The organism is Paenibacillus sp. FSL F4-0087 (genome assembly GCF_038020215.1).
GTDB classification, from domain to species: Bacteria; Bacillota; Bacilli; order Paenibacillales; family Paenibacillaceae; genus Paenibacillus; species Paenibacillus taichungensis.
On record NZ_JBBODJ010000001.1, the window covers coordinates 5,263,781 to 5,277,544 of the forward strand.

Annotated in this window: 9 protein-coding genes; all 9 read left to right on the top strand. The window is 47.6% G+C overall.

All coding sequences use genetic code 11. The features are described 5' to 3' along the window. The first annotated feature begins 152 nt into the window (after positions 1–152). Positions 153–3,824: a dynamin family protein gene (locus tag MHB84_RS24265; protein WP_076288989.1), complete on the top strand. Its 3,672-nt coding sequence runs from the start codon at positions 153–155 to the stop codon at positions 3,822–3,824. 321 nt (positions 3,825–4,145) lie between these two features. After that, the gene (locus tag MHB84_RS24270; RefSeq protein ID WP_076288990.1) at positions 4,146–5,918 is read left to right on the top strand and encodes an ABC transporter ATP-binding protein; all 1,773 of its coding nucleotides are present in this window, start codon (positions 4,146–4,148) and stop codon (positions 5,916–5,918) included. Beyond that, entirely contained in the window at positions 5,915–7,765 is a 1,851-nt protein-coding gene (locus MHB84_RS24275) for an ABC transporter ATP-binding protein (RefSeq protein ID WP_076288991.1), read from the top strand. The genes MHB84_RS24270 and MHB84_RS24275 overlap by 4 nt, the downstream gene beginning before the upstream one ends. Before the next feature lie 136 nt (positions 7,766–7,901). After that, positions 7,902–9,089, top strand: a complete 1,188-nt coding sequence (gene purT, locus MHB84_RS24280; protein ID WP_076288992.1) for a formate-dependent phosphoribosylglycinamide formyltransferase — start codon at positions 7,902–7,904, stop codon at positions 9,087–9,089. Then, positions 9,079–9,537, top strand: a complete 459-nt coding sequence (locus tag MHB84_RS24285; RefSeq protein WP_062328403.1) for a GNAT family N-acetyltransferase — start codon at positions 9,079–9,081, stop codon at positions 9,535–9,537. The genes purT and MHB84_RS24285 overlap by 11 nt, the downstream gene beginning before the upstream one ends. A 347-nt stretch (positions 9,538–9,884) precedes the next feature. Then, positions 9,885–10,658, top strand: a complete 774-nt coding sequence (locus MHB84_RS24290) for a CAP domain-containing protein (protein WP_083678882.1) — start codon at positions 9,885–9,887, stop codon at positions 10,656–10,658. Positions 10,659–10,905: 247 nt separating this feature from the next. Beyond that, the gene (locus MHB84_RS24295) at positions 10,906–11,772 is read left to right on the top strand and encodes a GDSL-type esterase/lipase family protein (RefSeq protein ID WP_076288993.1); all 867 of its coding nucleotides are present in this window, start codon (positions 10,906–10,908) and stop codon (positions 11,770–11,772) included. After that, entirely contained in the window at positions 11,773–12,738 is a 966-nt protein-coding gene (locus tag MHB84_RS24300; protein WP_076288994.1) for an ABC transporter ATP-binding protein, read from the top strand. Next, positions 12,731–13,720, top strand: a complete 990-nt coding sequence (locus tag MHB84_RS24305) for an ABC transporter permease (protein WP_063563174.1) — start codon at positions 12,731–12,733, stop codon at positions 13,718–13,720. Before MHB84_RS24300 ends, MHB84_RS24305 begins: the two co-directional genes overlap by 8 nt. Positions 13,721–13,764: the final 44 nt, after the last annotated feature.

The window sequence follows — 13,764 nt, forward strand, 5'->3', positions numbered from 1 at the left end:
TATGTGGAGAATTGCGATGTGTAATTTTCGATGTCAGTCATCTTGCATTCAAACCGTTCAATTTCAAACTTGATAATGGTAAAATAAATGAATTATAAGATAAAGACATCGGACCAGATGTCAAATTAGAGGAGCCAGGGGGAAGGCCAGTCATGTCCAGAACAGATTACCCAGTAGAGATGGCCAAACCTCTGCTTCCACTGCGAGAAGCGATGGAGCAGACAGGGGACCATACAGCTGTACAGGCTTTAACGGATTTGATCAGTAAGGCGGAAATGAAACAGTTAACGATTGCGTTTTGTGGACACTTCTCGGCAGGTAAATCGAGTCTGATTAATAGTTTATGTGGCAAGCGGGTGTTGCCTTCGAGTCCTGTACCTACAAGTGCGAATGTAGTATCCATCCGTAATGGTGAGCCAAGAGCACTTATTTATACGTCATCGAACGTAAGCGCTGACAATTCAGCGGGAGTTCTTGAGGTTTCGCCAGAACAATTGGAAGAGTATTGCAAGAATGGTGGGGCATACACCTCCATTGAAGTATGGGATGACATTCCCCTACTGAAAAATGATGCGGTATTACTTGATACGCCAGGTGTGGATTCGACCGATCAGGGGCACAGCCTAGCAACACATTCAGCACTTCATCTTGCTGATGTGGTGTTCTATGTGATGGATTATAACCATGTGCAATCGGAAAGCAACCTTTCTTTTGCCAAAAGTCTATCCGATTGGGGCAAACCGTTGTTTCTTATCGTGAACCAGATTGATAAACATCGGGACCGGGAGCTATCGTTTGACCAATATGTTGAAGGTGTAGAAGCTATTTTTGCAGCCTGGGAAGTTCGGTATGATGGACTGCTGTTTACTTCGCTTCGGGACAAGGAGCATCGTTACAGCCAGTGGAAGCAGCTTCCTCAACTGATTGAACATATGATGAAGGAGAAGGAAGGGTTAATCAAGCATAGCCTTGCAAGCTCTGCGAGCCATGTGACCGAGCAGCATCTGACAAGACAGGCAGAGGAACGCGAAGGGGAAGAGGCAGCGCTCTTGGAGGAAGTTGGGGGCAAGGAAGGTATTGAACGCTTGGAACGGGAACTGGGTCTCCTGGATCAAAAGGAAGCAGAACTACGTTCCAAACCATCACGTGAACGGGAGAAGTTTCGGGCAGAGCTGGAGCCCCTTCTGGCGAATGCGAACCTGACACCGGCCGATATTCGTACCTCTGCGGCGGCTTATTTGGAGAGCCGTAAACCCGGTTTCCGGGTAGGCTTATTGTTCTCTGGTGGCAAGACCGAGCAGGAGAAGCAGCGTCGGGCTGCTGAGCTTGTGAGACTCTTGCAAGATCAGGCATCAGGACAAGTTGAGGTGCATATTCGTACCATGCTTAGACAGTTGGGTGAAGCACATCAGCTGTGGGGTGCTGAGTGGGAGCAGGCGCTGAACGCGGAGCTGCCTGCGGTAGATGAAGCACTGCTGGAGATGAAACGAAGCGCCAGTGCAGAGGTATCTCCCGAGTATGTGCTTCAATTCAGCAAGGATATACGGGGCGAGATTGAGGCCCGTTACCGCAGGGCGGCCATGATGCTGGCCGACCGCTTGCTTGAAGCGCTGGGCGCGCAGGGCGAAGCCGCTCTCCAGGCGCTGGACGCCAGCCGCACCGCGCTGCTGGCGCAATCCGCGTCGGCGGCGCGCTACACGGCGCTACAGCGCGCCGCCGACGCCGAGGCAGCAGGGCTGCGCAGCCTGCTGCCTCCGGCGGGCCCCCTCACCTCCGGGCTGTTGCCGGAGGTGCAGGGCCCGCCCGTGCCCGCGCACGAGCCGGGTGAAGCACCCGGCCCTTACACGGGCACGGCAGAGTCTGTGGCTGCGCAGCCACAGACTCCAGGGGCACCGCCACCGCGCAAAACGGCGGTGCCTGGGCCGCCGGCGGCTGGCGCACAGCGCCGCCGGCGCCTGGATGCAGCTGCGGCACGGCTGGAAGCCGCCGCTGCGCTGGTAGAGCCGTACCCCGCCATGGGGTCGGCGGTACGGGATCTGCGTGCACGCGCGGCTTCGCTTGCGGGCGGCACGTTTACGCTGGCGCTGTTCGGAGCGTTCAGCGCCGGCAAGTCCTCCTTCGCCAACGCGTTGCTGGGCGAAGCTGTGTTACCGGTCTCGCCGCATCCAACGACAGCGGCAATTAACCGCATCATGGCTCCGTCCGGTGGCGCGGAGCATGGAACTGCCCGGGTCCGGATGAAGACCCCGGACGCCTTCCAGGAGGATCTTGCGTATTCCTTCCGTTTGCTTGGACTGGGTGAGCCTGGGGCAGACTGGCAAAAACGGGTCAAAGCCCTTTCACCACAGGATGTGCATCCGGCAGGGCGTCCGCATTACAGCTTTTTGCAGGCAGCCGCAGCAGGCTGGGAGGATACCGCAGCTCAACTCGGCCAGGATGTGCTGGTGGATCTGAACGGATATCGTAACTTTGTCGCTAATGAGAAGAAGTCTTGCTTTGTCGACAGTATTGACCTGTACTACAGTTGTGATGTAACAGAACAAGGTATAGTCCTTGTCGATACGCCTGGGGCTGACTCCGTGAATGCCCGTCATACGGGTGTCACTTTCAATTATATGAAGAATGCGGATGCACTCATTTTCGTAACGTATTACAATCATGCCTTCTCTCAGGGAGACCGACAGTTCCTGAATCAATTGGGACGCGTGAAAGACAGCTCAGCGATGGATCAGATGTTCTTTGTGGTTAATGCGAGTGATTTGTCTTCCTCTGAAGAGGAGTTGGAGCAGGTTCTTGACCATGTGAGTACTCAGCTGCGCAGTAATGGCATTCGGGCACCACGCTTATTTCCTGTATCCAGCATGCAGGCAATGGAAGGCAAGACAGGCAACGATGCGACATTGCTGGAGCAATCCGGCTTCATTCGGTTCGAGGAAGAATTTAACCGGTTTGCAGGAAGTGAGCTTGCGGACCTTGCGGTTGGTGGGGCTTCTGAAGAGATCGCACGGGTGATCAAACGACTGAAGACACGTGCCGAGGATGCGACCCAGGGGGAAGAGGTTCTACAGCGACGTCGGGATGAGCTGGGCTCAATCCAGGAACAGTCCCTTCAGAGGGTACATTTGCTCGCGGAACGGTCCATGAAGGCAGAACTGGCCCAGGAAACGGCTGAACTGTTGTTCCATGTGCGGCAGCGCCTGGGTTATCGTTTTGGGCTGTTCATGGCAGAAGCGTTCCATCCATCCGTTCTTCGTGAGGATCGCGGGAATCTGAAAGCAGCCTTTGCTGCCTGTGGTCGAGAACTGTTGCGCATGATTGCCATCGAACTGGAGCAGGAACTGCTTGCCACTACACTCAGACTCGAACAGGCAGGTCAGTCCTGGCTGCACAAGCAAGTGACCGAATGTGTAGATGAACTGAAACGATTGTCCGGAGGCATGGATCTGTCGTTGCCGCTGAACGAACGCTGGAGTACACCTGTTTTGGAAGAGGTGCGTTTGGAAGAACCTTCGGGTTGGAAAGCGTATCTGAGTTATTTCCGAAATCCGAAACAGTTTTTCGAAGGAGATGGACGACAGCGGCTGCAGGAGACACTTGACCCCGTTATTAAGCAGATGGTGATCGATGTTCTGCCTGCTGCGGAGAATAAGCTGGTCCAGTTCTATGACAACCAGCTTAGTCAGTCTTTGCAGCATCAATTCCGTCAATTGGAAGAGAGACTTGAGGAGGCCGTTGGTGCCCTACATGAGACAATGACCAGTGGAATTCCTGCCGAAGAATGGGAGAGTCTGTCTGTACAACTGGGGCAGATTGAACGTGAATAAAAGGTATTCAAATCCATGTCTGTATGTAAACGGTTGGAAAGCGGAATGAGTTATACAGTGATATTTTGAAATGTTGTCGTTGTACCAAAAAAGGCCCCTGCCTCTAAAGGCATACAGGGAGCCTTTTTTGGTACGAACAACCTGAAAGGAAGAGAATATTCAAACATTTGATTGATAGGAGGGTATCTACCTTCCTTAATGACGCATTAAGGTGAAAGTAGCCTGAATATGGTCGCTTATTCGCTTTGCCGCGAATGGGGGACGGTGATAAACTTCATAAATGTTCATACTGTTTTTGAACGATATAAGAGGAGGAGAGACATGGATGTTCTCAGGCAATTGCAGATTTTTTTCTGGGAGAAGCGCACGTATTTATTTTTATCGATCTTATGCCTCGCCATAGCGACCGCGCTTGGACTGGTGTATCCGAACCTGCTAAGGATACTGATTGATGACGTCATCACTCCGCGCAATTTTGAAGACGTTCCCAAACTTGCTTTAACGGTATTAGGTGTCGTTATTCTGAAAGCGGGAATGCAGTTTTTACACGGTCTTTTTGGAGGGCGTCTCGGGAACTTCCTGGCGTACCGACTTCGTAACGCTTGTTACGAAAAGCTTCAATTTTTATCCTTCCGGTATTACGACACGGCCAAAACGGGAGATTTGATGTCCCGCCTCACGGGAGATCTCGAAGCGATCCGTAACTTTATCGGATTTGGCTTCGCTCAAATTCTCAACATGGTTCTGATGGTCGTATTCGGCGCAATCATGATGATGACCATGAGTTGGAAGCTTACCTTGCTAACGCTCATATGTATTCCTCTGCTTGCCTTCGTTGCGCTGAGATTCGAATCCCGAATTCACCCTGCATTCCAAGAAATGCGGCTGGCACTCAGCTCTCTGACGACAGCAGTACAGGAGAATATTACAGGTGTGCGTACTGTAAAGTCATTTGCACGTGAACCTCACGAAGTGGAGAAGTTTTCCGTTCGTAATGAGCGTTACAAAACGAACCAGATTCATGCAGCAACATTATGGAGTCAATATTTTCCGATCATGGAGATTCTCGCTTCGGTCAGCGTAGTTCTTCTGCTCCTCATTGGTGGGAACATGGTTATTCAGAAATCGTTAACACTCGGTCAACTCGTTGCCTTTTTCAGTTTGATCTGGTACATAATCGGTCCAATGTGGAACCTTGGTTTCCATATCAATAACTATACGCAATCCAAAGCATCGGGTGAACGGGTGTTGGAACTTTTGAATACGCCGGTAGATGTACAAGAGACAGAAGATCCGGTCATTGTAGAGGCTGATCAAGTTAAAGGGCATGTGACCTTTGAATCCGTTACCTTTGCCTACGGCAATAAAATGCCGGCAGTGACCGATATCAACTTTGATGCGCCACCAGGCTCCGTCATTGGCTTCCTGGGAGGAACAGGCTCGGGTAAATCAACTATTATTCAGCTCCTAATGCGTGCATATAACGTGAACTCGGGCACTATCAAGCTGGACGGCAAAAATATTAAGGACATTGGAATTCGCAGCCTGCGGAGTCAGATTGCTTCTGTGTTCCAGGAAACGTTCCTGTTCTCTTCCAGCATTCGCAACAACATTTCATATGGACTCAAAAATGTAACCATGGATGAAATTATCCGTGCTGCCAAACTGGCCAAAGCGCATGAGTTCATCATGGAATTCCCTGAAGGATACGATACGGTTGTAGGGGAGCGGGGAATGGGCTTGTCGGGAGGACAAAAACAGCGGATTGCAATTGCTAGAGCTCTCCTGAAAAACCCGAAAATTCTCGTTCTGGATGATGCAACCAGTGCAGTCGACATGGAGACCGAACATGAAATTCAATCCGGATTCCAGGAAGTCATGCGTGGAAGAACGACGTTTATCATTGCGCATCGGATCTCTTCCCTGCGTCACGCAGATGAGATTTTGGTACTGGATGAAGGACGTGTCGTTCAACGTGGAACACATAAAGATCTCATTGAAGAGCCGGGGCCTTACCGGGATGTATATGAGATTCAATACGCAGATTATATTGCCCGCGGTAAGCGGGAGGCTGGGGAGCAGGTGAATTCATGAGTGCGGAAACGGTAGCCGATAGGCGCGAGGTCAAAGAGACCTCTGACAAGAAAATGAATGAACGTTTTGTATATCAGGACGACGAAATAATTGAAAAACCGTTTAACTGGCGTGAGTTCGGACGTCTGTTCTCTTACATGAAACCTTATGCAAGACAACTCTTGCCACTCATTATCCTAATGATGATTTTGGGTACCATTACGAAATTGTCCGTTCCATTTTTGATCAGTTTGGCGATTGATAAAGCGATTGCACCTGCAACGGGGTTGCCAAGCTTGACGATGCTCTATATTATTGCTGGTTCTGTGCTTGTGTTATACCTGATCCAATGGGCGGCTAATACGTACCGAATCAAATTAACGAACATTATCGGGCAACGTGTCATTTATGATCTTCGCTCGGATTTGTTCAAACATATCCAGAAGTTGTCCTTTAACTTCTTTGACAAAAGACCTGCGGGTTCGGTATTGGTGCGTGTCACCAATGATATCAACTCCCTGCAGGACCTGTTCACCAACGGTGCGGTCAATGTCATGATTGACTGTGTGCAGCTGCTCGGTATTATCGTCATTTTGCTGCTGATCAACTGGAAACTGGGCCTCGCGGTCATTATTACAGTTCCACTCATGTTTATTATTTCGACCAAACTGCGTGTGTTGATCCGCCGTGCCTGGCAGGATGTACGCATGAAGAACTCACGCATCAACTCCCATTTGAATGAATCCATTCAGGGGATTCGTGTGACTCAGGCCTATACGCAGGAAAAAGAAAACATGAAGTATTTTGACAACATGAATCTGTCGAGCAAAAAATCATGGGATAGAGCATCGGCCATGAACCAAGGCTTTGGTCCTCTGATTGAAATTACGGGCGGCTTCGGAACGTTAATCCTTTTCTGGTTTGGTGCTTATCTGATTCAAGAGGGGCAGCTGACAATCGGATTGCTCGTAGCTTTTGCCAACTATGTCGGCAACTTCTGGGACCCGATTAACCGTCTGGGACAGATGTACAATCAATTGCTCGTTGCCATGGCTTCCTCCGAACGGATCTTCGAGTTTATGGATGAGGAGCCAAGTATTGCAGATAAACCTGGAGCCAAGCCGCTTGCTTCTATTAAAGGAGATATTGTATTCGACAATGTGGTATTTGAATATGAGAAGGGCAGACAGGCGCTGAAGGGAATCAGTTTCGCTGCAGCTGCCGGACAATCGATTGCGCTTGTAGGTCATACGGGTTCAGGTAAAAGTACCATTATCAATCTGATCAGCCGATTCTATGACATTTCAGGCGGACGTCTTACCATTGATGGTCAGGATGTAAGAGATGTAACGGTCGAAAGTCTGCGCAGCCAGATCAGTATTGTGTTGCAGGATACGTTTATCTTCTCTGGCACCATTCGCGATAATATTCGTTTTGGACGGCTTGATGCAACCAATGAAGAAGTGGAAGAAGCTGCGAAGGCTGTTAATGCCCATGAATTTATTATGAAGCTGCCGGGTGGATACGATACGGAAGTCGAAGAACGTGGGAATGTATTATCCATGGGACAACGCCAATTGTTATCCTTTGCCCGTGCCTTGCTGGCTGACCCTCGAATCTTGATTTTGGATGAAGCGACTGCCAGCATCGACACCGAAACGGAGCTCAAAATTCAGGAGGCTTTGAAAGTGCTGCTGCAAGGAAGAACTTCCTTTATGGTTGCCCACCGTCTCTCGACGATCCGAAATGCAGATAACATTATCGTGCTGGATCATGGTGAAATCAAGGAAGAAGGAAACCATGAGCAACTTATCCAGAAACAAGGAGTTTATAATGGATTAATAGAAGCTCAATACAGATTTTTGTAAAAATTGATCGAAAAAACACAAAAAATCTTGTAAAATTCACAAGAAAAATAGGGAGCACTCTTGCATTCTTTAACCAAAACCCCGAAAATAGAGAGATAGATATAGAAGATTTCTCTTTGGGAGGATTGGAAAGAACATGTGGGGTGCTCCATTTTCGGCTCAAGCCAAAAAAATGCTGCTATTGGGCAGCGGAGAATTGGGAAAAGAGGTCGTTATTGAGGCCCAACGACTGGGAGTAGAGACGATCGCTGTTGATCGTTACGAAAACGCACCTGCCATGCAGGTAGCGCATCGGTCTTACTGCATCGACATGTTAAATGCCGAAGCTCTGAAACAATTGGTCCGAAAGGAACAACCTCATTACATCGTACCTGAGATTGAAGCAATCGCAACAGAAGCATTACTCGAGCTTGAGGAAGAAGGATTTTGTGTCGTTCCTACGGCGCGTGCTGCCCGTTTAACGATGGATCGCGAAGGCATCCGCCGTCTGGCAGCAGAACAATTGAACCTTCCGACAGCGGCCTATCTTTTTGCGGACAACTTGGAACAACTTCAGGAAGCTGTTCGTGAATTGGGTACACCATGTGTCATCAAACCATTAATGAGTTCTTCCGGTAAAGGGCAGAGTGTATGCCGTACATCGGATGACGTAGAGGATTGCTGGAACATTGCTCTTTCGGGAGCACGTGGCAAATCCGTACGAGTCATTGTGGAAAGCTTTGTGAAGTTTGACAGCGAAATTACGCTGCTCACTGTTAGATCTGTCTCAGGGACTGTATTTTGTCCTCCGATTGGTCACATTCAGAAAGATGGGGATTATGTCGAATCGTGGCAGCCTCATGCGATGACACCGGAGCAATGGGAACAAGCTTGTCATATTGCCAAGTCTGTTACGGATGAACTCGGTGGTTATGGACTGTTCGGGGTCGAATTATTCCTTACATCAGATGGAGTCGTGTTCAGCGAGGTATCGCCACGTCCGCATGATACAGGCATGGTTACTATGGTAACGCAAGATAGTTCCGAGTTTGCGCTGCATGTGCGTGCAATTCTTGGTTTTCCGGTCACTGGTGTACATTTATTGACACCCGGAGCTTCAGCAACGCTGAAGGCTAATGATGAAACATCTGACTTTACTGTAGGCGGGATTGAAGAAGCACTGGCGCTTCCTCGTACTCAGGTTCGTGTATTTGGCAAACCTGAGACCAAAGTGGGACGCCGAATGGCCGTAGCATTAAGTGCCGGCCAAGATGTGGAAGAAGCTCGTAAAACAGCGGTACAAGCCGCTAATATGCTGAAAGTGGAGGTAAATCATGTCCAATAATGTTGAGGCCCCTGTACTGATGATCCGAGAGTGTGAACTGCGAGATGCTGAAGCGGTAACGGGACTGATGCGAGAGGTCAGCTATCCCACAACAGCCAATGTCATGAAAGAGCGCATTGAATGTTTGGAAAGTAATCCAAACGCATGCATGCTTGTTGCCGAAGTGGATGAACAGATTATTGGTGTGATTGGCTTGCAATGTGTGCAAAGTCATGCCTATCCAGAACCTGCCGCACAAATTACGTCCTTGATAGTAGGGCAAGAACATCGTGGGGGCGGAATTGGCCGTCGTCTGATGGCTCGTGCCGAGGATTGGGGCAGACAGCAAGGTGGGAAACAATTGTTTGTCACCGGAGCGAACCGTGAAGTGACTTCAACAACCTATTCTTTCTACGAGCATATTGGTTTCCAGAAGAGAGGCTACCGTTTCAGTAAAGTCCTTCTATAGAAAAAGAGTTTTATTATATCGCGATCTTCACGTTTTTCGTGTGGTGAATGATAAATAAAAGATAAGTGGCATTCGGCGATTTTTTGTCCGGATGCCATTTTTTTATGCCGTATTTTAAGGTTGATGGTTAGAGTTTTAGTTGATATACCAGCGTTTTAAGAGCTGATTGCAGGATTGGGTGCAATGTACTATAAACCGTCTACACCCACTTGAAACAGCTTGTAAAAATGACAAAAAAGTTACTTTTCCATAATTTATGGGTTCACAATCTACTATTCACTTGATATACTCCTAGAGTATTAATTACAAAGTTGTCATAACTAATATTCCTAAGGAGATGAATGAATTTGAAGAAGAAATGGATGAAAACCGTGGTAACCAGCAGTCTGACAGCCGTACTCGCCGTAGGGGTTATGCTCCCTGCTTCCGCTGCAGATGCATCATATAAAACAACAACGTTTAAAATTACGAGTACGGATAGCTTAAAAGCGTACATTGAACAGTGGCTGAAAGATAATGGTTACACTGTATCCACTGGCGAAGGGCAAACAACGGTAGAGAAGCCTGCAACACAGCCTGATCAAACAACTAAACCTGCTCAACCAACAACACCTGCAAAACCGGTAACACCTGCAAAGCCAACTCAAGAAGAGAAACCGGCAACTACTCCAGCCAAAGATCCTTCAAATACTGGAACTGGAACTGGAACGACTACAGGTAATACAGGTAACAGTGGTAGCGAGAGCACACAATCGGATTTTGCAGCTCAAGTTGTAAAACTTGTGAACGCTGAACGTGCCAAAGCTGGCCTGGGCGCATTGGCTTCCGATGCTCTTTTGGACAAAGTGGCTGTAGCCAAAGTTAAAGATATGAGCAACAACAATTATTTTGATCACCAATCACCGACCTATGGTTCTCCGTTTGACATGATGAAACAATTCGGAGTAACTTACAGCTATGCTGGCGAGAATATCGCGAAAGGGCAAAAAACACCTCAAGAGGTTGTTACAGCTTGGATGAATAGCGAAGGCCACCGTGCGAATATCCTAAGCAAAAACTTTACGAAAATTGGTGTTGGATTCTACAACGGATATTGGGCTCAAGAATTTATCGGTAACTAATTCATTTTATTGAAGAATATTTTGATTTTAGTTCAAAAAAAGGTTATGTCATCACAGCCCGAAGCTGTGCGTGACATAGCTTTTTTTTGTAAAAGCATATTTGAAACTGAATTCTGCTTAATACAGCGGCAAAATTTGCAAATTAACGACAGAACATTTATGTTATTTAGAAAAAGCGTCATCTTAATGTAAAATCATTTTAAATTTTAAGCACCCAGCCAGGTGTACATGAGCGGAGATGTGATGAATGAAAAAAAGAAATCTTGATTCAGCGCCATGGATCTGGAGAACCATTAGCACTGTATCTATATTGACAACATTACTGCTGTTATTTGGATTTGGATACGCCATTAAAGACGTCATTTTTCCTGAGGGAGATGCCCAATTAGGCACAGGACAGCAGACAACGACACCTGCCAAGGATAGCGGGCAATCAACACCTGTGGTGAAAGATGGCAAAATTCGAATGGCTGTAATCGGTGATTCCCTGGCAAGAGGTACGGGGGATGATGAGGGACTTGGTTTTGTAAGGCGGGCAGGTAATTTGCTCAAAGATCAGGGATATGATGTGCAAGTGCTTAACAATATGGGTGTGAATGGTTTGAGAACAGACGCATTGTTGAGCAAGCTAGATGAACAGGGCGTACGTTATGTCTTACAACAGTCCAACTTTATTCTGTTGTCGATCGGAGCCAATGATCTGTTCCAGGGTGGACAGGTTCTACAGGGAGAAGACGCTCCAACGGCAGAGACACTTGCTGCGGCATTACCGGAGACGTCGAAGCGTTTGCAGGAGATTTTGAAGAAAGTGAAAGAAATTAACCCTGATGCACAGATTGTCTACATAGGGTTATACAATCCGTTTGGGGATGTAAAAGAACTCAAAGAGCCAGGAAATGCGGTTGTAGCTGCATGGAACGATGCTGCAATGAAGGTTCTGAACAACGAGGACAAAATGACACTTGTGCCTACATTTGATCTGTTTGAAAATCATCTGGGACAATATTTGTCGTCAGATCATTTCCATCCCAATGGAGTAGGGTACGAGCAAATTGCGGTTCGAATTGCACAGGAATATCAGGCAGAGACTCCAGCAGAAGGGAGCGGAAAATAAATGGCACAAGAACATACTGATTCCGTATTGTCCGTGCAGCATCTGAAGAAAAAGATTGGACGCAAATGGATTATTAAGGATGTTACTTTTGACGTTAAACCAGGCGAAATTTTTGGTTTTCTGGGACCTAATGGTGCCGGGAAAACAACAACCATTAGGATGTTAGTCGATCTGATTAAACCGACAGAAGGTAAAATTCAAGTTTGTGGGTATGATGTCAACCGTGATCCTGAACGGGCCCTGAAATATGTGGGTTCCATTGTTGAAAACCCGGAAGTGTACACGTATTTGACCGGATGGGAGAATCTTGAACATTTTGCACGTATGCAACCAGGGGTGGATAATGACCGTATTCAGGAAGTTGTAGATATTGTACGCCTCGATCAGCGGATTCATGATAAAGTAAGAACCTACTCTCTGGGGATGCGTCAACGACTTGGCATTGCACAGGCATTGCTTGGTCGCCCACGGCTGCTGATTCTGGATGAGCCAACGAACGGACTTGATCCCAAAGGGATTAAGGAACTTCGTGTCTTTATCAAACAGCTTGCAAGCGAAGGCATGGCAGTATTCGTCAGTAGTCATTTGCTCAGCGAGATCCAGCTTCTTTGTGACAGGGTGGCAATTATCAGTGCCGGGCAAGTGCTTGCAGTTGGCGGCGTCAATGAACTGATTGAAGACCATTCCAAATTGGCAATATGGCATGTTACTCCGTTGGAGGAAGGTAAAAAAATGCTGTTGAATGCAGGTATTTCGCTGGTGGATCGGCCTGCTGATGTTATGGACGATACCATTGTTGCAGGGCTTGGTCTGAATGCGGTCGTTGCTGAAATGCATGAAGATCGGATTCCGGCCCTAGTCCAGCAAATGGTGAAAGCCGGAATTCAGGTTGAAGGAGTGCAGCGGATTCAGCCTACGCTGGAACAGCTATTCTTAAAAATGACAGAAGGTGAATCCATTGAGTAACATCATGCCGCTGATCCGAAACGAAACGATCAAGATGGTAAAGAAAAAACGTCTTTATATTATTTTTATCGTACTTGCGGTCCTGGTTCCGATGTTTACGTATGCCCAGATGAAATCTGCGGAAAATAATCGTGACAAGTTTGGCGGCGACTGGCGGCTTGAACTGCAACAAGCCATTACGGATAATCAGAACTCGCTTGGCAGTGACCGGGTACCTGAAGAGTACAAAAAGTACAGGACTGTGTACATCCAGCAAATGCAATACTATCTGGAGAATGACATCAATCCGAAGGAGCCTGGTGGTGTAACTTTTACGCGGGAATTCATGAATAACGCCGTTGGATTGTTTATCCCACTGCTCATTATGGCGATTGCTTCGGATCTGGTATCTGGTGAGCGCACCACAGGTACGATTAAAATGCTTCTGACCCGTCCCGTCAAACGTTGGAAAGTGTTGCTGAGTAAGCTCATCACGTTGATTATGTTCGTGTCGATTATTGTGGTGTCGGCGTACGTTATCTGTTATGTCATCTCGGGAGCGGTATTCGGATATAAAGGTTTCGGTATGCCGATCTTTACCGGATTCAAGGTTGTGGGTACAGATGTCGATATGTCAGCAGTCCATGCTGTGGACCAGTGGTTGTATATGCTAATGCAGGCAGGGCTGATCTGGTTTGTCAGTATCATTGTGGCGATGCTTGCCTTCATGGTCTCTGTATTAGTGCGAAGTACAGCAGCAAGTATTGTCATCATGATGGCAGCACTCATAGCAGGAACTATTCTCACCAGTATGGCTGCATCCTGGCAGTCAGCCAAATATTTGTTTATGGTTAACCTTGAACTTCCGAATTATTTGTCTGGCGGATTGCCACCAATCGAAGGGATGAATTTAGGTTTTTCCCTTATTGTGCTTAGTGTTTGGGGCATTGCTTCACTCTTTGTGTCATTCATTGTCTTTACGAAACGGGATATCTTGAATTAAAATGGACAAGGATAAGAAAACATCTGTTTGCATTTCAGGCATTT